This is a genomic window from Paenibacillus sp. FSL H8-0315 (assembly GCF_038005365.1).
Classification (GTDB): Bacteria; Bacillota; Bacilli; order Paenibacillales; family Paenibacillaceae; genus Paenibacillus_AQ; species Paenibacillus_AQ odorifer.
On sequence record NZ_JBBOTA010000001.1, the window covers coordinates 2,359,744 to 2,383,882 of the forward strand.

The 24,139-nt window shown below is 42.5% G+C and carries 17 protein-coding genes; 8 read left to right on the forward strand and 9 right to left on the reverse strand.

What is annotated here, in order from left to right; genetic code table 11:
• Positions 1-116 precede the first annotated feature (116 nt).
• Entirely contained in the window at positions 117-1,001 is an 885-nt protein-coding gene (locus tag MHB56_RS10115; protein ID WP_076302388.1) for a carbohydrate ABC transporter permease, read from the forward strand.
• A 63-nt stretch (positions 1,002-1,064) separates the two neighbouring features.
• On the opposite strand, the gene MHB56_RS10120 is transcribed toward MHB56_RS10115, so the two are convergent.
• The 8 genes from MHB56_RS10120 to MHB56_RS10155 form a co-directional block, all read right to left on the reverse strand.
• Positions 1,065-3,311 carry an AraC family transcriptional regulator gene (locus MHB56_RS10120; RefSeq protein ID WP_076302387.1) on the reverse strand — a complete coding sequence of 749 codons (2,247 nt, stop codon included), beginning with the start codon at positions 3,309-3,311 and terminating at the stop codon, positions 1,065-1,067.
• Positions 3,312-3,510: 199 nt separating this feature from the next.
• A complete protein-coding gene (locus MHB56_RS10125; protein ID WP_341143545.1) occupies positions 3,511-6,180 on the reverse strand; it encodes a copper amine oxidase N-terminal domain-containing protein in 2,670 nt (889 codons plus the stop codon).
• Positions 6,181-6,359: 179 nt separating this feature from the next.
• Positions 6,360-8,432, reverse strand: a complete 2,073-nt coding sequence (locus MHB56_RS10130) for a peptidoglycan D,D-transpeptidase FtsI family protein (RefSeq protein WP_248549563.1) — start codon at positions 8,430-8,432, stop codon at positions 6,360-6,362.
• A gap of 546 nt (positions 8,433-8,978) precedes the next feature.
• Positions 8,979-11,036: an iron ABC transporter permease gene (locus MHB56_RS10135; protein WP_341143546.1), complete on the reverse strand. Its 2,058-nt coding sequence runs from the start codon at positions 11,034-11,036 to the stop codon at positions 8,979-8,981.
• An 8-nt stretch (positions 11,037-11,044) separates the two neighbouring features.
• Positions 11,045-12,067, reverse strand: coding sequence for an ABC transporter substrate-binding protein (locus MHB56_RS10140; protein ID WP_076130322.1), 1,023 nt, complete (start codon positions 12,065-12,067; stop codon positions 11,045-11,047).
• A 149-nt stretch (positions 12,068-12,216) separates the two neighbouring features.
• Positions 12,217-13,056 (reverse strand): BglG family transcription antiterminator LicT, encoded by an 840-nt coding sequence (licT, locus tag MHB56_RS10145; RefSeq protein ID WP_076144575.1) that lies wholly within the window; start codon positions 13,054-13,056, stop codon positions 12,217-12,219.
• A gap of 130 nt (positions 13,057-13,186) precedes the next feature.
• Positions 13,187-15,031, reverse strand: a complete 1,845-nt coding sequence (locus MHB56_RS10150) for a beta-glucoside-specific PTS transporter subunit IIABC (RefSeq protein WP_341143547.1) — start codon at positions 15,029-15,031, stop codon at positions 13,187-13,189.
• A 283-nt stretch (positions 15,032-15,314) separates the two neighbouring features.
• Entirely contained in the window at positions 15,315-16,727 is a 1,413-nt protein-coding gene (locus MHB56_RS10155; RefSeq protein WP_076130319.1) for a glycoside hydrolase family 1 protein, read from the reverse strand.
• Positions 16,728-16,839: 112 nt separating this feature from the next.
• Between MHB56_RS10155 and MHB56_RS10160 the strand changes: the two genes are divergently transcribed.
• Complete coding sequence (locus MHB56_RS10160) at positions 16,840-17,808, forward strand: LacI family DNA-binding transcriptional regulator (protein ID WP_076130318.1); 969 nt, start codon at positions 16,840-16,842, stop codon at positions 17,806-17,808.
• Between the two features lie 86 nt (positions 17,809-17,894).
• Positions 17,895-18,488 carry a YdeI/OmpD-associated family protein gene (locus tag MHB56_RS10165; RefSeq protein WP_076098816.1) on the forward strand — a complete coding sequence of 198 codons (594 nt, stop codon included), beginning with the start codon at positions 17,895-17,897 and terminating at the stop codon, positions 18,486-18,488.
• Positions 18,489-18,508: 20 nt separating this feature from the next.
• Here MHB56_RS10165 and MHB56_RS10170 read toward each other — a convergent pair whose 3' ends face one another.
• On the reverse strand, positions 18,509-19,420 hold the full coding sequence (locus MHB56_RS10170; RefSeq protein WP_341143548.1) for a LysR family transcriptional regulator: 912 nt from the start codon (positions 19,418-19,420) through the stop codon (positions 18,509-18,511).
• 135 nt (positions 19,421-19,555) lie between these two features.
• Between MHB56_RS10170 and MHB56_RS10175 the strand changes: the two genes are divergently transcribed.
• The 5 genes from MHB56_RS10175 (at position 19,556) to MHB56_RS10195 (ending at position 24,094) form a co-directional block, all read left to right on the forward strand.
• On the forward strand, positions 19,556-21,169 hold the full coding sequence (locus MHB56_RS10175; RefSeq protein ID WP_341143549.1) for a carboxylesterase family protein: 1,614 nt from the start codon (positions 19,556-19,558) through the stop codon (positions 21,167-21,169).
• A 44-nt stretch (positions 21,170-21,213) separates the two neighbouring features.
• Positions 21,214-22,011, forward strand: coding sequence for a sulfite exporter TauE/SafE family protein (locus MHB56_RS10180; protein WP_076098819.1), 798 nt, complete (start codon positions 21,214-21,216; stop codon positions 22,009-22,011).
• 279 nt (positions 22,012-22,290) lie between these two features.
• The gene (locus MHB56_RS10185; protein ID WP_076130315.1) at positions 22,291-22,788 is read left to right on the forward strand and encodes a DedA family protein; all 498 of its coding nucleotides are present in this window, start codon (positions 22,291-22,293) and stop codon (positions 22,786-22,788) included.
• Positions 22,789-22,818: 30 nt separating this feature from the next.
• A complete protein-coding gene (locus tag MHB56_RS10190) occupies positions 22,819-23,382 on the forward strand; it encodes a class I SAM-dependent methyltransferase (protein WP_076308856.1) in 564 nt (187 codons plus the stop codon).
• A gap of 31 nt (positions 23,383-23,413) precedes the next feature.
• Positions 23,414-24,094 carry a response regulator transcription factor gene (locus MHB56_RS10195; protein WP_036685458.1) on the forward strand — a complete coding sequence of 227 codons (681 nt, stop codon included), beginning with the start codon at positions 23,414-23,416 and terminating at the stop codon, positions 24,092-24,094.
• Positions 24,095-24,139: the final 45 nt, after the last annotated feature.

Sequence of the window (24,139 nt, forward strand, 5' to 3'; positions counted from 1 at the left end):
CATCTATCCCTTATCACGCTTTTTCCTCCCAAAACAAAGCCCAAGCTAATGATTATATACGGAATAACAGACCCCTGTTAAAGTTTCAATGAAACGATTACAAGGAGGATATCTGCATGTCGCAATCATCTTTTAAAAAAGAAACTATGGGTAGCCGGCTGTTTACTATTGTAAATACCACACTGCTTACACTCATTGCCCTAGCCTGTCTTTTACCCTTTGTCAATGTGTTTGCCAGTTCCTTTGCTTCAACACAAGAGGTAGTAGAAAAAAGCTTCATTCTGTTCCCGACGACATTCTCTTTGGATGCTTACCGTTATATACTGTCAACGCCTACTATCTTTAAAGGGCTTGGCGTATCCATCGGTGTAACCTTAGTGGGTACAGTTGTCAGTATGGTTCTTACCTCTTTAATGGCTTATGGATTATCTAGAAAATATCTATACGGAAGAGATTTCATCAATTTCGTAATCGTGTTCTCCATGCTCTTCAGCGGGGGAATGATCCCTACTTTCCTGGTAGTTAAATATTTCGGATTAATCGATTCCTACTGGTCCATGATTATGCCTGTTGCGATCAATGCTTTTAACCTGATCATTATGCGCAACTTCTTCCAGGCGCTGCCGGAAGGGCTAGAGGAATCAGCGAAGATTGACGGTTCTAATGATTTTGGTGTATTTTTCAAAATCATGCTTCCGCTGGCGATGCCATCTATCGCGACCCTCTCCTTGTTCTACGGGGTAGCTTACTGGAACACTTATATTAGTGCAGTTTTATATATGACAGACTCCACTAAGTGGCCTATTCAAGTCCTGCTGCGCCAAATTGTTATCGTCGCCAGCGGGATGCAGGGAGATAATGCTTCTGTTGATATTATCCCACCTGCTCAAACCATCAAAATGGCGGTTATCGTAGTCGCAACCGTTCCAATGCTGCTCGCCTATCCTTTCGTACAAAAACACTTCACCAAAGGAGCCCTGCTGGGTTCTGTAAAAGGCTAAAACATTGCAGCTACACAAACAGCCAGCCCGGTCTCCCGGGGCTGGCTGTTTGTGTTCAGCGCTTTACTTCTCCTGTTTCTGGGTTCGGTATGCACCTGGTGTTACATGTTCTTTTTTACGGAAGGATCGAATAAAGTTCTGCGGATTATGGTACTGCAGCCTTTCTGCAATTTCTTTAATGGTCATATCCGTTTCTACTAGCCACTTCTTAGCCATTTCCAGGCGATAGTTCATTAGATACTCGCTAAACGTCATCCCGTACTCTTTTTTGAAAATACTGCTTAAATAGTTCGGACTGTAATGGAGGCGATCACCGATTAATTCTAACGTTAAATCCTGATCAAATTCCGAGCGGACAATCACCGCAATTTTATCAGATAAGAGGCGGAACTGACGGTCTGTCTTCTCCTTAACGCTGGTCACCATTGGATGGATAACTTCTTTTACCAAAATGCGTTCGATCTCTTCCGGATTACGGATGTCTAACAATCGGTGATACAACGTAGAATTGTCCTCTGTCAGCAGAACCTCTACACCCAGCAGCTGCTCCAGCTGAATCAGATTGTTGACGAAACGTATTAATGTGACTTCGAAATTCAAAGGGTTCTTACTGTGCTTCATCATTTCCCCGAGTAATGGGTACAGAGAACAAGAGACTTGTTCTTCATCTCCAATCCGAATCGCGTCAAATAATTGGGACTCAAACTCAGACGGATAATGCAATAGAACTGGACCCGAGATCACCTTCGATATATCCTCATAGAAGATGATGGACTCTTTGCCCAGATTTAAACGATGATGCAGCGCCTGCTTACTCATCTCGCAAGCTTCCCTACTAAACAATAAATTATCATAAAAATTGCTGATTCCAACGCTAATGGATAGTTTCAGGATCTCTCTAGCTGTTCGAATAATTGTCTTCGCATAGTCCAGTGCTATTCTCCGGTTCTCCTGTTCATTCGCTCCCTCAAAAATCAGGATTGTCGCTTGTGTACGGTCATTTAATAGGATAGGAATCATTCGCTTCTCCTGCGGAATCAGCTCTTCCACCAGTTTGTTGACCGCCACAAGCAAAAGGTCCTTGTCGCTAGCCTGCCGTTCCCCATAGTTATCCAGCTGTATCAGCAGCGTTGCATACACCGAATTCTGTGACAGCTCATAACCGAAACGAGGCAAACCTTGATTCAGCTCTTCTTGGGATATCCGGCTACGAAACAGATTAAGAATAAACTGAGTTTCCAACTTAGGCATTTCAGACTCAATGAGACCCTCTAGGCTTTCTTTCTCCGATAAGATGGTATCAATCGAATTAATAATCCAGTCTACCTCATTCTTAGGCTCTAGCTCCGCATTGGCAGGCAATAATCGGCGCTGAATCTGCCGGAATGGCTTAGTGAAATACAAAGAGATAACGTAAGCGACTACCGCAATCAACAACGTAATAAGCAGTACCATCATCACTATCCCGAATCGGGTTGTCTTTAGTGCATCTGAAATTTCAGATTTATCCAAAAGAGTTACGTAAATCCAATTATTATAAGAAGATTTAGCATAAATAGCTTTTATCGATTGGTGATCAGCCCGCTCCATAGTAATCGTCCCCAATTGCCCCCCGCCTCCGGCAACATTAGTAATATGGCTAAGCTGATTACTAGTCAGCAGGGACTTCCCGGTTTCCGACTCATATAAAAGCTCACCCTCCCGGTTAAGAATAAACACCGGTGTGTTTCCTTCGGTCTGAAGGGTGCTCTGCAAGGTCTGAAGGGATATATCAGATAAGGCAATCGCCTGTTTGGTCTGTGAGAATACCGGCAGGGTATTTACAAAGCGGATGCCTTTATCCGTCTTCACCCAAAATAAACCCCGGCTACGGTTATTGATATAGCTCTCATAAAGTGTCCTGCTCTCTTCTTCCGTTAAATGTGAAAGCTTCCCATTAGTAATCTGCCATTTCTGCTCCAAACTGATTAGAGAATAATTAACAAAATCCATCCCCATACTGGCAATGTAGTTAAGCTGGGAATTAATCTCACGATACTCCTCAAAATCCTGCTCCGTGATAGGATTTTGCACAACCTCTCTGAAGGAACTGGTGGTACTGTAAGTATTAAAAGCGTATTCGATGGTCTGAATTTTCTGCTCCAGGGTGTTTTTAATTTGGGTAATTAAACTTTGTTTATCATCCGCTACTCTTTCATTTACCGAATTAATCGTCGTCAGATAAATATAGCCACCGAAGCTAATAACCAGGCCAATTCCCAGCACTAGAATAGGAACAAAAATCTTGTAGAATATCCTGCCTCTTTTCATGATAGACTCCTTAAGCATGTAATTATTTTCAATTATAGCGCTTCCAATAGGTTAAACCAAATGTTTTAAATGTGTATAATCGCAACCCTATTTTTATTAAAATAGAAAACAAAAAAACAAGGCAAAAAAACGCTTCATCAAGCCTAGTGCTCAATGAAGGTTTTTTTGCCTTATATTATAATGCCTTTATTCCCTATCCTTATATTTCAATCTCTTCCGTTGAATCCGAAAGACCACCACTCTGCACGCCATTATTATTGGCTACCGCAAGAACATATACTTTATATTTAACACCCTTAACAATTAATGCACCATTAACATCTCTTCTTGAGGCTACAATTGTAGGATTCGTTCCGTTAGGCGTTATCGACGTATAATACGAGGATTTCACCTCAATTGCTTCCGCTGAACCAAAACCTTGTTTAGACGGAACCACCAGAATTCGATATTCCGAAATATTAGACTCGTTAGAGGAACGGTTGAAACTTACTAGTATTTTACCCTCATCCACACTGTACGTTACATTGGTGACAGAGGTTACCGGCAGCTTAGTGGATAAAGTTATGGCATTCGACTCTGAGGACAACACATTAGTGCCTGAGTACTTGCCGCTGCCAATCGTTAACACATACACTCTGTAACTGATTCCACTCTTTATTAAATTTCCGTTTACGTCTCTGGCTGAAGAATCCAAGACTTGACTGGTGTTATTTCCTGAAGTGCCTACCGCTGTGTAATTGGAGCTAGAAACAGCATTTGCCTGGGTTAAACTAAAGCTGCTGTAATAGGAAGTAGGTACAATCAGGATTCGATACTGGCTAATGTACGTTTCATCCGTGGCATGGTTAAAGTATACTTTTAAATCCCGGCCGTCTTCGTAATCATTAACGTCCCTTACATCCAAGCTCGAAATAGGAGCCAATTTGTAATCTACATTCAACGTAATTAAAGGTGAACCAGAAGAAAGAACATTGCTGCCCGAGTAATTCCCGCTTCCGACGGTTAATACATATACTCTGTAATTGATTCCACTCTTTATCAGGTTACCGCGCACGTCCCTTGATGACGAGGTTAACACTTGATTGGTGCTGGATCCTGTTGTGCTCACTGCTGTGTAGTTGGAACTGTACACATTATTGGCGTCAGATAAACTGAAGCTGTTGTAATAGGAAGTAGGTACAACCAGGATTCGATACTGGCTAATATACGTTTCATTCGTAGCGTGGTCAAAGGATACTCTTAAATCACGGCCATCATCATAGTCATTTACGTCGCTTACATCCAAATTGTAGACAGCACTCACATTGTAGTCAACAGCCAACGTAATTAATGTTGACTCCGTTGAGAGAATGTTGGTGCCCAAATTCTTCCCGCTTCCAATCGTTAACACATACACTCTGTAAGGTGTTCCATTCTTAATCAAATTACCACGCACGTCTCTTGCTGACGAGGCTAACACTTGACTGGTGCTAGATCCTGTTGTGCTCACCGTTGTGTAGTAGGAGCTGGAGACATTATTCGCCTCAAATAAACTAAAGTTGTTGGAATAAGCTGTAGGCACAACTAGAATTCGGTACTGGCTAATATACGTTTCATCTGTAGCGTGGTTAAAAGATACTTTTAAATCCCGGCCATCTCCAAAGTCACTAACGTCGCTTACACTTAAATTAGAGATATTGACCGAGGACAGCGTAATCGCAGATGAAGCAGCAGACAATAGATTATTGGCTGTATTACTGCCACTATCTACACCCATAACAAACACACGGTAACCAACTCCCGTCTTAATGAGGGCACCATCTACATCCCTCGCTCCAGACGATAAGATCTGGGTGATATTGGAGCCTGTTTTGTTGACCTGTGTGTAATTTGAACTGCTAACAGCATTTGCTGCCGCCAAATTAAAAGAAGAATAATTAGTAGCTTTGACTACAAATATCCGGTAAGAACTCACCTTGGATTCATCCGATACCTTATTAAAACTTACGGCTAAATCGCGGCCATCACTATAATCGCTCACATCACTTACTTGTACATTACTTGGGGCTACGACTACGGTATTAGTATTAAGCGATATAGTCGCAGAACTATACGAAAGAGCACTCGTATTATTGCCTTTGCCCACTGCGAAAACATAAGCTACATAGGTTTGATTACCTTTAATGAGGTCACCATCAACATCCCTTGAATTTGCGGTCATTCTAATCGTAGGATTAGTGCCTGTAGCTAAAACAGTAGAATAATTGGCGGATGTAACCTTTTGTGCAGATGAGATATTAAAAGCGCTCCAAGCCTTTACAATCATTACCCGGTAATGATCCACAAGAGCTTCATTAGAAGATTGGGTGAAGCTGACCTGGAGATCACGGCCGTCACCGTTATCACTTACATCCTTTAACTGTACATTCGATGCCGGATTTACAGTTCCAGTTTTACCGCCGGAAGTCGTTATGGTCACCACTTTGGTACTTGGATTCCAACCCACATCATGACCCAATGACTCACTTACAAACCGTGTAGGAACCATCGTTCTTCCTTTCAAATTCTGACCCGGCACATCTAGAGTTACAGCTTTATTGTTAATCGTGGCTGTCTTTGAGCCAATCTTTAACATAATCGTTGTATCATCTTTAGTTGCAGTTACAGTTTGTGTTTTCTGATTCCACTTGATGGTGGCATTAAAGGCTTCAAAGATTGCCCGTAGGGGTACCATCGTCCGTCCATTTACCATCACCGGTGCTTGATCTGTGGACAATCGAACCCCGTCAATAAAAATACTGATGGGCGCAGTAGCAGCTTTCACTGAAGATTGAAACATCATCGGCAAAACTAATAAGCCCACTAAAATAGAAATCCATAACTTCTTCACAGATTCACCCTCCTGGAATGACGAATACATTTTTTTCCTAACCTTTTGACGCTCCTACTAGGATAAAAGTTTCACGCATTATGGTTACAATATTTTAATCTTGAACCCGTTCCTTCGATCTGCCATAAACCGCTCTGTAAAAAGAAAAAGAAAGCGCAGTGTGCGCTCTCTCCTTTGTGTTATTCGCTGATACTTTTATCCACATTTTTCTTCGGAATTCCATCCAATCCGTACTCCCAATCATAAGCATCAAAAATTTTTCTCGCTACAGGTGCTGCACTGCTAGATCCAAATCCGCCTTCAGGAATAACTACAGCTACAGCAAGTTTTGGATTTTCACGTGGTGCAAAAGCTATAAACACTCCGTTATCACGGTTTATGTTTTTACTATCCGTCTGTTGTGAAGTTCCTGTTTTACGCGCAAAATCATAGGGGAAATCACCGAAGGCACTTTTAACGTCACTGTTCATCCCTTTCTTTATCTCCCGCCAATAGGATTTATCGAAAGTAGTCACTTCATCAAGCACTTCCCGTTTGAATTCTTTGATAACTTTACCTTTGGAGTCCGTGATCTTGCTTACTAGCTGTGGTTTGATTCGTTGCCCTTCATTGGCTAGTGTAGCCGCATATTGCGCCAACTGAAGAACGGTATAACGTCCCTGCTGCCCAAAAGAAGCATAAACAAGTGCCGACTGAACTGAACCCGCTTTAGCTTCAGCTTTATAATTCAAATCACCCAAGTATTCCCTTGGTAAACCTATCCCTGTTGGAACACCTAGACCGAATTCTTTCATATATGTGTCCCATACCCCAATGCCCTTAGACTTGTATTTGTCATACAATTTTTTCCCGATCATATCAACCATATATACGTTTGAAGATTTTTCAATGGCTGTATAAGGATACAAAGAGCCGTATACATGATTGGATGAGTTCCTTACATTAGTCTCATGTCCTTCCCTACCAAATGAGGTGATCCCCTTATCTTGGTAAGTAGAAGAAGTACTTATAAAGCCCTCTTTTAAGCCAATTAACACACTCAATGGTTTTATGGTCGAACCAAGCAGCACGGTGGATTCAAAATTATGCCCTGATCTTCCTGATGAATATGGAGTTATCGTTCCATTTTGGTAATGCTTTTCAATTTTTTTATACACCTCTGGAGAGATCGAACCCGTAGCCCAGCTGTTGGTATCATAGTCAGGCATACTTGCCATAGCAATAACATTACCTGTATCCACTTCCATGGCTACAGCGTAACCTGTTAAAGCATCAGGATGTGTTTCTCCCTGAACGGTGTGTGAATGCAACCACTGAATCTGATCTTTAATGGCTTCTTCGGTCTTCAGCTGAATTTTTTTATTAAGGGTAGTCCAGATAGTGCTTCCTTTGACCGGGGGTTCAATACTGACAATTTTTTCCGCCATATTCTGCGGATCTACGGAAACTTCCTTATAACCATTCTGTCCCCGAAGCTCCTTCTGGTATTGCAGCTCCAAGCCATCAAAGCCTACTAGCTCATCCTCTTTATAGTTAAGTCCAGGGTTCTGATTATTTTTCATCGCCTGAAGTACATCCTTATAAAGATCTAAACTAGTAGAGGATTTAAAAAATTTCACGTAACCAACAGCTTGTACAGCCACCGTATCGGTATCATAATGCCTGCTACTTTCCTCTATCACTTCAAGGTTTGGATATTCGTTTTTGTGTTCTAAAAAATAAGCGATTTCTTTCTTAGTTAAACCTGATTTAATTCTTCGTGCTACATAACCAGAGAGTTTTTTTGAATATAAATCCATAGACTCAAGGATCTCTTCTGTGGTTAGTTTTTTCTCATTAGGATCACCATAAGTTTCGAAGGCTTCTGCTAACTTGCTGGCGAGCGCCTTTGATTTATTATTTGCCTCAGCAGTTAAGGTAACTTTTTTCGTAGTTTTATCTGTTTTTGTTGCGGTATATTCCTTATCCAAAGTAAGGTACAAAGATTGAACGGGCGTTGAGTATGCCAATTTCTCACCATCAGCAGCGAGGATATTCCCTCTCAATGCCGATAATGCCACTATTTTCGTATCCCGATTAGCCTCAGCTTCAGATAACGTAGGTCCTTCGACAAATTGCAAGACCGCAAGGCGTAGGATAATCACACAAAAAATAATAAAAGTGCTAAAGAAAAAAATGTTGATTCTTAATTCGCCAGAGTTGTTAATAGTTTTGCTGTCGTCTTGTACACCTTTTCTGTCGAAGAGCCTCACATAATCCCACTCCTTATTTCCAAAATTCTACAGCATAAGATTAAAGTATAAACTAGCAAATGGAAATATACAAAATTAAGAATAATAGTTAAATAATTGTTCACAAATCGATAATATCCAATTAAAAAAGCAGCTTTCCCCGGTATGGGAGAATCGCTGCTTTTTGTTTATGGGCGTTGGTGGCCTGCACCAATAAATTGTCATCATTCGTTGAGGCCTACGGACTCAGATGACGTTATATGCGCATTTTTAGCCTTTGGAGCTTGGTTTCGGACTCCAATGAGGTTATTTCATAGGAAGAAGGGCAAATCGGGTGCTTTTCATGCCAATAGCGACTATGCGGTCCGTTGTCACTTCAAATGCGAAATAAAACTGCGTTTAAGGTCATCTGTGTCCGATAGCTGTAGCGTAAGGGAGGGAAATCTTAAACGAATGAAACGATGTTTGAGGCGTTCTAGATGGAGTAAGCTCTAATTAATCAGGGGGTGCCCCAGCAGCCATTTTACGGCTGCTGGGGCACCCCCTGATTTTTTCTTATAACAAAATCTACACTTTTCTAACCTGTGACCGGTACATTAGAAACAAGAAATACGGAGCCCCAATCAGCATAATAATAAGGCCTGAAGGGATTTCTTTCGGCGCCATTATGGTTCTTCCGAGCGTATCGGCAATGACGAGCATCAAGCCGCCAAGTAATCCTGACAAAACAATCGAGCGTCTCGTATGATGACCAATCATCATACGCACCGCATGCGGCGCCATGAGTCCGAGAAAGCCAATTGTTCCCACACTTGCAACGGCTCCCGAGGCAAGCAAAACGCCGATAATCATAGCCCAAAGCCGCGTTCCTCGAACCGGCAAGCCCAATCCTGTTGAACTCTCGTCACCAAATGCCAACAAATCGCATTTTCGGCCCAAATAGTATGCAATCGGAACAAGTACAAGCAGGAATGCAAATAGGATGTAAAATTGATTCCAGCTTCGTCCATAAGTCGAACCCGTTAACCAAATTAAGGAGCTACTGCTCCATAAACTTCCTTTGACGATCATGACCTGGATTCCGGCAGAGGCAATAGCAGAAACTGCGATTCCAAGCAAGATCAGAACCGATGGATTCAAGGACCTGCGCCAGGCCATAAAAAAGACAAAAGCTGCAGCCAGTGCCCCACCCACGATTGCGGCAAGCGGAACTGCAAATACCGTCAATGCTGGCCAAACGGTCATTACGGCCAAAGCACCAAAGCCAGCCCCTGAGGTCACACCAATAATAGAAGCATCTGCCAGTGGATTTCGAACAGCGCTTTGAATCAGTACACCACTGATTGCAAGTGCGATCCCTCCTGCAGCCGCTACGAGTGTACGGGGAAGCCGTAAATTCAGCAGGACGGAATAGGATTGATCCCCCCTATGGAACAGACTGCTCAGCAATTCGCTGATCGGTATTTTTGTTCCCCCAAACGATAAGCTTACCAGGATAATAGCAATCAGCAGCACAGTCATAACTATAGCCGTCGGCACAAAGCGCAGACGCAGTCCCGCCCCACCGATACTCATCGATGATTGGCCAGCGCCTGAGCCCGATATATTTTTCATCTTGGTGAGTACCAGCCAAATGAGCCACGGGGCTCCAATAATCGCCATAACTGCACCAACAGGCATTTCTCCCACACTGCTTCGCACTACACGCGCTAGCGTATCCGCTGCCGTGATGAGCAAGGCTCCCCACAACGCGCTTGCAGGAATGAGCAGGCGATGCTTGCGAATTCCACTAAGCCGGACAAGATGGGGAGCCACTAAGCCGACGAAGCCAATCGGGCCGACCACGCTGACTACAACCGCAGCCATTAATACCGATAGGCCAAGCCCCGTCGCCCGAATTAACCCTACTCGCTGTCCAAGTGAACGAGCGGTTGACTCATCGAGCTCCAGCGCATCAAATTGTCTGCCGGCAAATATCGCTGCCAATAGCAGCACTACGACAAAAGGCCAGGCATATATAACACCGTCCCAATCCAACTGGATTAGGGAACCTGAACCCCATAAAAACAGATTTTGTGTTTCTGTTCTTTTAAAAATATGTATGGCCGATGTAAACGCTCCGAGCACCATGGAGACGATCATACCTGACAAAGCCAGCCGAACAGGTGTGGCCGCCTTGCCTCCACTCAATAAATAAGCGGCTAAAGCAGCAAGCAGTCCCCCTGCAACTGCCAACAAAAATGGAAACTCATGCTGCAAAGCAGGAAAAGCTACCATACCAAGCACGACCATAAAGTATGCCCCGGCATTAATCCCAAGTGTATCTGAGGAAGCAAGCGGGTTCTTCGTTATAGTTTGCAATAATGCCCCAGCCACAGCCAGAGCAGCCCCGGCCAGCAGACCAATAACTGTACGTGGCATGCGGATATCCCAGAGCAGATTATGTTCCATTATATCTTGGCGATTCAGCAAACCATCTATTACAGTAGCTGCAGGGATCTTGGCTTCCCCAAAGCCTAAACTTAAAACGAACAGAATGAAGAGGACGGCAAAGCCGCCCCCAAATATTCCAATGATCCGCCAGTTCATGCCGATAGAGGCTTCTTTGCTACTCTTTTCGTTCATAACCGCACTCATTTCGTTAATGTATTTACAACTTCATCCACGATAACTTTGGAGGAGATCGGACCGCCGAACACCCAAGTAGTACTGCTCAATCCGAAGGTGCGATTCTCTTTTACAAAGTTAAGGCCATTCCAAACGGAATTATCCTTCAGTTCTTTCGTGAAAATATTATCATCCTCTTGGACGATATAGATCAGATTTGTATCCTGAACCGCAGGCAATGCCTCAACTGTAGAGGTACTGAATCCGTAAACTTCGAAATTTTCGGGTTTCCAGTCGTTTTTCAGACCGATCCGATCCAAAGTTTGTACCGCAAGTGAATTATCTGTAAAAAGACGCATCGTTGCTGCATTCTGGTAGCTGTATGCTTGTGTCAGTACATAGTTCAAGCCTTCTTTGCCTGCATCAGCCAGCTTTGCTTTTGCATCTGCATAATGTGCATCCAAATCAGCAAGAACCTTATCGGCTTCTGCTGTTTTACCTACTGCCGCTGCAATCGTTTTGAAAGTATCTTCCATCAGTGTGTACTGATTACCTTCTCCTTCATTCGGATACAAGCCGAAAATCAATGTTGGAGCGATACTTTTAAGTTGATCATAAATTCCTTCATGCCCACCCGTATTGGCAATAATCAGATCAGGCTTTAATGAAGCAATTGTCTCCAGATCTGGCTCGTCACGGGAACCAACATCAGTCACGTTTGCATCAAGTGGTGCTTCAGAAGTCACATACAGCTTATAGTTTTCGTTATCTGCGTTACCTACTGGCTGCACTCCCAGTGCAATAACATCCTCCGTAAAGGTCCATTCCAATACCACAACTCTTTGCGCAGGTTTGTCCAGCGTAATCTCACCTTTAGAATCCTTTAAAACAATAGGACCGCTTGTAGATTCACTGCCCGCGTTTTCAGCAGCTGGTTTATCAGTTGCTCCCGCGTTCGATGTTGAATTGTTCTTTTGGTTAGTACCACAGCCTGATACGACCAATATAATAGCAATAACCATAAATAAACTAATTAACCTTTTGTGCATTTGCTTTATCCCCCTGGATTCAACGTTCGAAGTTGATTCCATGATAACCGTTATCAATCTATTGATAATGATTATCACAGAAAACATATTAGTAATCTTATACGCGATTCTCCCGAAAGTCAAAGTTAAAATTTAAGGCTTAACCGTCCCTACTCCATGATCTGGTTTGTAATTCTTTCAATGTGTATGGTCAGATACAGCATTTCATCATTTGTTAACTCCCGATTATATGTTTTATCAATATAGATTTTAATTTTCTCAACGCTTGCGAAAGCTTCCTTATACTGCTGCTTTACCAAAATAAATAGGCCATTCTCATTATCAGGAGGTGGAGTACCGTTGATGAGACGTTGTGCAAAAAATTTCAAATGAGTGATAAAACGGTAATAAGCAAGGGACTCCTCATCGTACTCTAGCCTGAAATGGCGCTTCACGATATTTAGGATGTCGTTCATGATCTTGGTGATATTCACCATGTTAGGCATCTCTTCATTTAGTTCTGCATTCACCAGATGGAGCGCAATATGTCCGGCCTCATCTTCGGGAAGTCTGACTCCGAGCTTGGAATGTATAATTTGAAGCGCAGCTTTCCCAACCTCATATTCTTCTTTATAGAATTTTTTGATTTCCCAAAGCATGGCGTTTTTAATCTTCATCCCTTTTGAGAATCTCTCCAGCGCAAAACTGATATGATCTGTCAGACTAACATAAATACTGTCATCCAGCATTTTACCGAGCTGCAGTTTGGCGAAGTTGATAATCTCTTCTGAGAGCTCCATGTGCTCGATTGGAATCTCGGAAAGCAGCGTTTTTAGCTTATCTGAAAGTTTTTGATTGCTTAAAGTGAATATCTTTTCAATTTTATCTTCTTCTAAAAAGTCTCCACGTTTTTTCTTAAAGGCCAGTCCTCTTCCCATGACTACTAGTTCAAAATTTTGGTCATCTATGACAGTAACAACATTGTTGTTTAACACTTTTTCGATCCGCATATTACAGCTCCTTACCTTTTCATTTTTACGAAGCTAGCACTTTTTTATAGTATTCTATAATAAAAAATCGATCTCTAAGTAGCAGTACTAAGAGATCGATTCCATTCATACCTTATGACTCTTCAATAGATCACACTACAACAGTCAGCAGATCTTCACCCGGTGTAATAGCTGTTTTATTGGTACCAATCACATCACTATAATTAGCCGTATTGGTAATAATTATCGGCGTTGTGCATTGATAACCTTCATTTTTTATTTGTTCAAAATCAAACTCAATCAATAGATCACCCTGTTTAACTGTTGCTCCTTCTTGCACTTTCACATCAAAGTATTTACCTTTTAGCTTCACGGTTTCTATACCGATATGAATCAAGACCTCAACACCCTCATCCGATACTACCGCAATACAATGACCTGTTCTGAAAATAGTGGATACAACTCCACTTACCGGTGAATAAAGCTTACCTTCTGTGGGTTCAATTGCAATCCCCTTGCCCATTGCTTCTGAAGCAAAGGCAGCATCATCTACTGAGGTTAACGGGATTACGTTACCAGCCAGAGGGCTTACAACGGTTGAACTTTTAACGGCGTGAGGGAGGATAACCTCGCTTTTTTCAGTATTCGTTTTTTCTTCTACAATATTCACTTTCTTTTTATCTTCATAACCAAATACCATGGTAATTACCATAGCCAATACAATGGTCACTCCTGCTATAATCGCTTGAACGGCCAGCGGAGAGAATGCAGGAAGACTTAATACGCTGACAAATGCGAAGACTTCCATCTTCACTTTGAAAAGACCACTAAGTGCTCCACCTACTCCGCCGGCAATGGTTACATAAATGAAAGTTCGTTTGTAACGAGTCAGCAATCCGTAAATAATAGGTTCTGTTACACCGGAAAGCGCGCCTGGTATAAATGTACTGCCGGCCAATGTTTTCAACTGATTGTCCTTTGTTTTCAGGAAGATCCCCAACGCTACACCCAGCTGAGCGAAGATGGCCATGCCGGCCATTGCATATATCGGATCTCCACCCTTAGCAATATTCTCAAGAATAATTGGCACAAGTCCCCAGTGCAATCCGAGTACAGTCAAATACGTCCAAGCTATTCCCACAATTGCTCCCGTAACAATACCGCTTTTCGTACTGAGGAACAAAATAGCGTCTCCAATTAAATTCCCTACATTCACGCCAAACGGTCCGAACGCTAAAATAGTTAACGGCACAATCACAATCAAACATATCATAGGGACTAAGAACATCTGCAAATCCTTGTGTATAAACTTTCTTAGCTGCTTATCCAATAAAGCGTATATACAGATGGCGATAAAAATCGGAAACACGCTTGATGAATAGTCCGAAATTACTAAAGGAATACCTAAAAAATGTGGAGATTCAACACTTGCTAATCCCGTAATATTAGGCTCAAGTAAGGCCGCACCGATACTACCACCCACATAAGCATTCACACCCAGCCTAATCGATAACGTAATCCCTAAGAAAATGGGTAGAAAATAAAACACGGCATTACTAGCGCCGGCTAATACTTTGTAAGTTTCGCTATCCGCACTTAGAACATGTAACGAAGCAAGTACGGTTAATAGCGCTTTCAACATACCCGCACCTGCTAAAGCACCAATCAGAGGCGAAAAGCTTCTAGAAATAACATCAAAAATCAAAGTCCCTATAGGTTTCTTTACCTTGTTCTCGCCAGAGTCACTGTTAGGGGATATGGATTTGGCAATTTCTTTATACACATCAGCAACATGGGTACCCACTATAACTTGAAACTGTCCCCCTTTGCTAACGACCCCAATAATCCCTTTCATTTTCTCCAAATTTTCTTTATCAGCTTTTTGCTCATCGTTAAGTGTGAATCTTAGTCGCGTGGCACAATGAATCACATTGTTAATATTTTTCTCCCCACCGACAGATTGAATAATGTCTTTACTTAGCTGTTCATAACTCATTTTTATACACCCCTCTGTAACAGATCAATTAATCACGGATATCAGGGAACACAAAAAAACCTAAATCACATCTATGTACGAGTGAGATTATCCCCGTAATCATAAATGAAACTTAGGTTTTGCCTGCTATGCAGTAGCAATCCTGATATCCGATTAATTTAATATTTACAAATTAACATGTTCAATTAATGATGTCAACAATAAACCAGTGTCTGTATAATATTGGATAACAAAAAAAGGCCCTGATAGATCAAGAATAACTCGATTATCAGGACTTTTTTTATTAGAACAGGCTTTGTCCGTTGGATTCAATTACTTCTTTGTACCAGTGGAAGGACTTCTTACGGTATCTCTCCAGTGTACCTGAACCATCATCATGACGATCTACATAAATGAAACCATAACGTTTCTTCAGCTCGGCGCTTGTTGCGCTAACCAAGTCGATGCAGCCCCAGCTTGTGTATCCCATAACTTCCACGCCATCAGCAATAGCTTCTGCTACTTGAACCAAATGATCTCGCAAATAATTGATCCGGTAATCGTCGTTTACGATCTTCTCACCGTTCCCGTCTACAACCAGCTGATCGACGGCGCCAAGGCCATTTTCCACGATAAACAGCGGTTTTTGGTATCGGTCATAGAATATATTCATCACATAACGCAAGCCCTGCGGATCGATCTGCCAACCCCATTCGCTCGCTTCCAGATACGGATTCGGTACCCCACCCAGCAGGTTTCCTTCTCCTCTGATCTGTTTCTCCGGATCGGCTGTTTCACATGTGCTCATATAGTAACTGAACGATATGAAATCCACGGTATGCTTCAGAATTTCTTCGTCCCCTGACTCGAAATGAATGTGAATTCCATTTTCCTTAAAGAACCGTTTCATATATCCTGGATAATAACCTCTGCTATGAACATCCGCAAAAAACATATTTTTGTGATCACTTTGCATCGCCTTGATCAAATCGTCCGGATGCGGAGTGAGCGGATAAATTGGCATGCTCAGCACCATGCAGCCTATTTTGAAATCAGGATTGATCTCATGGCCGATCTTCACCGCCAAAGCACTTGCAATGAACTCATGGTGAATGGCCTGATACAGATCCTGCTTACTCAATTTCTCCAATGGAGTATTGATTCCGCCACTCATAAATGGGAACTCTAGGATAGAATTGATCTCGTTGAAGGTCAGCCAGTATTTAACCTTATTCTTGTAACGATTAAAGATCGTTCTCACATAACGCTCGTAAAATTCCACCATCTTACGGTTAACCCATCCATCATACTCTCGTGCCAAATGCAGCGGGGTCTCATAATGGGAGATCGTAACTAGCGGTTCAATGCCGTATTTATGACACTCGTCGAACAGGTCGTCGTAGAACTGCAAGCCTTGTTCATTCGGCTCCAGCTCGTCCCCTTTCGGAAAAATCCGTGACCAGGCAATAGACGTCCGGAATACTTTAAAGCCCATTTCCGCAAACAGCTTAATATCTTCTTTATATCGGTGATAGAAATCGATACCAATTAACTTCATGTTATCGTCGGTAGGAACTTCTGTAGGCGCAGACTTAATGCCATGCGGCATGACATCTTGGGTAGACCAGCCTTTGCCATCATCCTGATACGCCCCTTCAAGCTGGTTAGCGGCTACAGCCCCACCCCATAGGAATCCTTCTGGAAATTGTAAGTTCATATTTCTTCCCGCCTTTGCTATTGTGATAGTATAGGTTTACTGCTCTAATCCGAATCCTAAACCTTGGAACGCGTTACATGTCAAGGATTAATCTTGCAAAGGAGATAAGCCGATGTCCACACTTGACGAAATTGCTAAGCTGTCGGGCTTTTCCAAAGCTACGGTATCCCGAGTCCTGAACGATTCTCCCCATGTCAGCAAGGAAACTAGGGAGAAAATTCTCGCCATTATGAAAGAGACGGACTATGTTCCCAATCGGAATGCCATATCTTTATCCAAAGGCCAAACCCAGCAAATCGGCATGATTACCTTAGACCTCAACGAGCTTATTTTGTGCTTCATGAACAGCTTCGTCGAAATTTCCGGCCGTTACGGATACCAGACGATTATTTATACCACCGGTGGAGATAAGCAAAAGGAACTTCAGGCCTTCGAGGATCTCAAACAAAAAAGAGTCGACGCCCTGCTTATTCTGACCGCTGTTAACGATAAAAATGTCATAACTTCCTACTGCAAATACGGCCCGATTGTGTCTTGGCAACGCATGGACCATCCTGAAATACCGTCAGTTGCCATGAACCAATATGACGGATATGCACTCGCTCTAGAGCATTTGATAGAGCGGGGTTATACGCGTATCGCTAATGCTTTTGGCCGCCCAAGCAGCATAAATACCCAGAGTAGACGACTAGCTTATGAGCAAATCATGACCAAATATAATCTTCCCATTGTTGAGAAATGGTATTACTCCACGATTTATGGAATCCGTGACGGAGAGCAATTGGTGCGAACCCTAATTGGACAACCCGATCAGCCGGATGCCATTCTGTGCTCCAATGATTTGGTGGCGGTGGGCGTTCTGAGCGAAGCACGTAGACAGCAGCTGGAGGTGCCCCGTGATCTAGCCATCATTGGTTTTGATAATTCGGAGCTGTCACAGACACTCGGAATTACCACTGTTCGGAATCCGATTGCAGGACAGGCGGAGAACGCCTTTCTTCTGCTGGCTCCAACCCTGCTTGGACTGGATATGGAGCTGCAGCCCCTATCGTTCCAACTGATCGAACGGGAGACAACATAGGTTGCCCATTCCCAGAAGATTACGACTGTACATTCCATAAAAAAAGTAAAATTGTATTGAAAATATGATGAAGATGGGTGTTTTTTATGACAAATAATGTATTGAATCCTAGGGTTGATAAATTTTTAAGTAAAGCGAAACAATGGCGGGAAGAATATGAGCAGTTGAGAACGATCGTGCTTGATTGCGGGCTGACCGAAGATTATAAGTGGATGCATCCATGTTACACATTTGATGATAAAAACATAGTATTAATTCATGGATTTAAAGAATATTGTGCGCTTCTCTTTCACAAAGGTGCCTTGTTACAGGATCCCAATGGGATTCTAATTCAACAAACAGAAAATGTGCAGGCAGCGCGCCAGATTCGGTTTACGAATGTGCAACAAATCGTTGAAATGGAAGCTGTTCTGAAAGCCTACATTCAAAATGCCATAGAAGTTGAAAAGGCGGGTTTGGAAGTCGAATTAAAAAAGAAAGAGGATTACCTCATTCCTGAAGAGCTTCAGACTAAATTCGCTGAACTTCCTGGCTTAAAAACTGCTTTTGAAGCCCTAACGCCTGGACGGCAAAACGCATATATTTATCATTTTTCTCAAGCCAAACAATCCAAAACCCGCGTATCCCGAATTGAAAAATTCATCCCGCAAATCCTTGAGGGTAAGGGATTAAATGATTAGCGTTGCTGACAATGAGTCAATTAAGCCTTAGGGTTTATTGGCTCTTTTTTTAAATTGTCTTCTTTTAACTGCTTGTAATAATCCTCAACAAAGGCCTTGAACTTTTTAGCGACATTAGTCATGTACCGGTTGGTATACCATGAGATTTCAATGGTGCGGGTACTTATGGGTTCTTCAATAGGAAGAAGCACAACAGAGGATCCTTGAGAACCCCCCCAAGTTACAGCGGGGATAAAAGAAACCCCTAGTCCCGAACGGACTAGACTGCGTACCATCGAAGGCTCATCGCATTCATAAATGATACGCGGAGCAAATCCGGCGGCGTGACAGAGAGAATCCGTCGTTTCGCGCAGCTGCTTGCCTATTTTCAAACTAATAAAACCGTCTTCCGCGAGTTCATTCAGACGTACACTTTTACGGGTTGCGAGCCTGTGCTCATTAGGAACCGCCAGCAGGATTTCTTCCGTTAATACCGGTGTGGACACTGTTCCTGGAATCTTGAGCGGAGTAGAAGAAATACACAAATCAAAAGCCGGATAACGTGAGATCTCCTGATCCTGCTGCAATAGCTTGAATTGAGCTTCCGGGTACTTCTGACGAAATAATGTGATCATATCCGGAAGCAAATAGGAACCCGCTTGGATAAAAATCACTACAGTTCCTGTCGGTCGCTCAGACAAGTCCAATAGCTCTGTTTTCCCCTCCTCTAACGTTTGTAGGGCTAAATCAACTTTCACAAGAAACCGCTTTCCATATTCATTTAATCGAATGTATTTTCCTGTGCGATCAAACAATTTGACGTTTAATTCGCCCTCAAGATTTTTGATCATTTTACTTATAGCAGGCTGTGAGATTCGGAGTATTTCGGCTGCTTGGGTCATATTCTCAAGCTTTGCAACCGTTTGAAAGTACCGAAGCGAAAGTAAATCCAACGAACCCACCCTCTTCTATAACCTTAGAGTTATGTATTTTATATATAATAATATATTTTTCATCATCATAGCAGAACACTATAATAAAGAGAATTAAAAATACATAAGAATCTGCAGGAGAAAGGGGAACTATAAATGAGCACACGAGAACCCATGGAAGAAATTATTACAGTCTCCAGCGGTCAGCTTAAAGGCATACGTCTGCCAACACTTGGGGCGATCGCATGGTTAGGGATTCCTTATGCGGAACCTCCCATAGATAAGCTCAGATGGAAAGCACCGCGTGAGATAGAACCTTGGACAGGTGTATTGCCTGCATGCCATTTTAATAATAGCAGTGTCCAATTCATTCAAGGGGAACCTGGCGGCAGTGAAGATTGCCTCTTTTTGAATATTTGGCGACCGGATCATGCCGAGGCAGGCTTACCCGTATTCGTCTTCCTCCACGGCGGCGGAAATATTGGGGGTTCGGGACGGGATTTTCAAGGTGGAGAATTGGCGTGTAAGACAAATAGTATAGTGGTTACAGTGAATTACCGTTTAGGAGCAATGGGATTTTTCCGGCATCCCTCACTCCGAACCGGGGACCCCTTGGATGACTCAGGAAATTACGGTCTCCTCGATGTTCTTCATGCGCTAAAGTGGATGCACAATAACATTATTTGCTTTGGGGGAAATCCAGGGAACATAACATTAGGGGGCCAGTCTGCAGGTGCAAGAAATGCATTAGCTGCTTACCTTTCACCGCTGGGCAGAGGGCTCTTTCATAAGCTTTTTATTATGAGCGGAGGTTTAACAACGGCTGTTACGGAGCAAAGCGAAGAAAAAGCAGATGACATTTTAACAGAGTTATTAATAAAAACAGGAATGGTCAGCACTCAAGATGAGGCAAGAGTATGGATTTCCACACAATCTGCGGATAAGATTTCCGCCTTCCTATATCGTCAGAATGCCTTTCACTTTGTCAAAATCATTCGTGAGACGGGGCTTCAGATGGCTGCTTTTCCCCATTTGATCGAAGATGGCACGGTCATTCCTATTGGTGGCTTCGACAATCTAAATAACCGCGATCACCCTTCCCTGCCGATCATCCTTGGCAGCACTGCCAGCGAATTCTCCGAGTTCACTTTATGGGATACTCATTTCTTCTCCCTAGTGCAAAAGGAAGAGCTAGCCGGAAATCTGGAAGAAAAGAAGCTCTATGAAGCTGCAGTCCAATATGGGAGCGATCTGTATGCAGAATTTAATGTAGAGCAGACTACAGAGATATTATTAAGTGCGATTCCGGAGATGCCCATCTATGCTTACCGCTTCGCCTGGGGGTTAAGAGACGGAGTGATCGATCCTTATATCCGTTTTCTTATGGGTGCCCCGCATGGTGCAGACATCCCCTTCTATACAGGTGACTTTTCCGGTGTCCAGGAAAGATTTCCTGCGGATGTAATTTCCGAGCATAACGAGCCTGGGCGTAACATGCTCTCTTCCCTAATGAGGGACTATTTACGGCATTTCCTATATACCGGTAATCCTAATGCTGAGGGACAACCTGCTTGGCAACGATACACTCCTAATCCCCGGTCTGCGGAAATTCTCTGGTTAGATGCTAGCCAGGATCAAACTATTGTTCAATCCGTCTGCAAACTTGTAAAAAAAGATATCCTGTCCCAAATGGACAATGATCCCCGTTTAGCAGCAGAACAGCGCAATTGGCTAAAAAACAATTTATTTGCGGGACGTTTTTTCTGGTAAGATAAATGATTGTAGAATTCACGTAGAGGAAGGAACATGCTGTTGTGCTAACTTACTTACTGCTCTTAGTCATCGGGCTAGCAGCTGGCATTTCCGGTTCATTGGTCGGACTTGGCGGCGGGTTCATCGTTGTGCCTGCGTTGGCTTTCCTTTTTCCTGATATGGAGCCTTCACATCTGGCTGGAACATCAATGGCGATGCTGCTTTTCAACTCCATCTCAAGTACTTATGTGTACGCAAAGCAGAAGAGAATCGATTATCAAGCAGCGCTCACCTTCGCCGCCGTTTCGATTCCGGGTTCAGTAATAGGTGCACTCTTTACCAAGCAAATGGGCGGGAGAATGTTTTTCGTAAGCTTCGGTATTTTCTTAATCCTTGTCGCTTTATTGCTCTTGTTCAAGCCGAACAAACCCATCCATTGGCCTTTCAAACCAACCGTGAAGCGAAGCTTTTCCGATAATAGCGGTGCTCATTTCGAATATGCTTATCATATGCCTACCGGCATAATCATCAGTTTTCTTGTTGGCTTTGTAGCAAGCCTATTTGGGATTGGCGGCGGGAGTCTTATGGTTCCGACAATGACCTTACTTCTCGGCTTTGCCCCCCATATCGCTGTTGCAACTTCTATGCTTCAAATTTTCCTGTCAGCTATCGTAAGCACCACAACACATGCCTTTTTATTGAATGTTGAATGGTTTATGGTGTTAGCCCTAGCACCTGGCGCAATTATCGGCGGTCAAATTGGCGCACGCCTGGCAAAACGCCTTCCTGCCAAGCTGCTTTTAAAGCTATTAGCCGTTTTTCTCATCATCGTTTCGCTTCGTTTGATGATGAAAGGGTAGGTCATTATGTAAAAAGTCCTGATGGATCAAGAGTTTCTTGATCCTCAGGACTTTTTTATTGTGACTGTGGGACTAATTCCTTGATATCAACGACATTTCAAATTGCAAGGCAGAAACGGATCCCTTCTTCTATCATAATTTAGCCCCCTATAAATAAGCGACTTGGCCAATCCTATCGAATTTTAAGTCTCTTCAGGATTTCTTTAGAATTCCCCCACCTAATTCCTCAGTTTTTTTAGTTAAGATTTCTGTATTGAAGTAAGCGAAGGAGGTGGCATATTGGCCAGTAATACCGTCTTAGAGCTAATCAATCAGTATGGATATCTGATTTTTTATCTTGCTTTCACGTTAGGCCCTTTTGGAATTCCAATCCCTAATGAAATTACAATCCTCACTGGAGCTACCCTAAGCCACATGGGGATTATCAATTCCTGGATGACTTATTTCTGCATTTTATCAGGGCTATTAACGGCCTTTACGGTTGCCTACTTTGCAGGTAAATTCTTTGGGCAAAAGCTGAAGTGCAAATTTGAAGCTAACAGACATTTTAAAAAAGCAGAGCAGATTCTAAAAAAACGTGGGCGTACAGCTATGTATATCGGCATGTTTATTCCAGTTGTACGTTACATCATTCCCATGTTGATCGGGCTCAGCGGTACAAGCTATAAACGATTTGCCCTTATTTCATATCCCAGTGCTTTAAGTTGGACCTTACTGTTCTTTTTTGTAGGAACGTACTTTGGAGATCACATCCTATCAAAATTAATAAACATCTAAATCAATTCTAAAATTATGGAGGAATTCCGAATGAGCTTCAATGAAAAACTCTTATTTTTAAGAAGTTTTATTCATGATCCAAAACAGGTAGGCAGTGTTACCCCGAGTTCCCGGTTTCTGGCACACAGCATGGTTAACCAAGCCCCTTGGCATGAAGTTAAAGCAGTCGCTGAACTTGGATCAGGTACAGGTGCAATCACCCGTGTAATCAATACTAAGGTAACTAGTACAACGAAAGTGTTACTATTTGAGATGGATAAAACCATGAGGCATAACCTGAAGACAAGCTATCCGGACTTTTCCTGTTATCATAATGCTGCTAGTTTAGTAGAAACAATTAAAGGTTCACATATTCATCAGTTGGATTGTATTTTTAGTGGGCTGCCCTTTTTCAATTTTGAGCCCGAATTAAGAAATACATTGGTTGAACAGATCTACCAATCCCTTAAACCTGAGGGATTATTTATCGCCTTTCAGTATTCACTTCAAATGAAGAAGCAACTCTCCGAATATTTTAATATTGATACAATAAAATATGTGCCATTTAATTTCCCTCCCGCTTTCGTCTACGTCTGTCGTAAAAGGGAAACATAATAAAATAAATATAGAAGAGGGGCAGCGTCCATTGAATACAATTCTTGTTGCAGATGATGATTCTGAAATTCGAGATGTGATTCATGTTTATTTAAGAAATGAAGGTTACCAAGTGCTTGAAGCTGCAGATGGTCAAGAGGCATTGAGTACAATACAAACAACTTCCATTCAATTAGTTATCCTGGATGTGATGATGCCTCAAATGGACGGTATCACAGCCTGTCTCAAAATTAGGGAAATATCAAATATCCCAATTATTATGCTCTCAGCCAAGCAAGAGGACATTGATAAAATCACAGGTCTAACTACCGGGGCAGACGATTACATGATCAAACCGTTTAATCCACTGGAACTACTGGCCCGTGTAAAAGCTCAGTTACGGCGTCAGTCCTTAATTGGAAAGGAAGAATTCAACTCTCTGCTTATAATTAAAAACCTGATCATAGATAAAAATAAACATTCCGTAAAGTTAAATGGAATTGAAGTTTCATTAACTCCACTAGAGTTTGCGATTTTAACCCTGCTTGCAAGCCGGCCTGGGCAAGTTTATAGTTCGGAGCAAATTTACGAGAGTGTATGGAAAGAGCCTTACGGATATTCTGACAATACCGTAATGGTTCATATTCGTAACTTAAGAGAAAAATTAGAGGAAAATCCAAGAGAACCTCTGTATATTAAGACAGTCTGGGGAGTTGGTTACAAAGTTGATTAAAATCATACGAAATCTACAAATAAATAAACGCATTCAATCCAATAT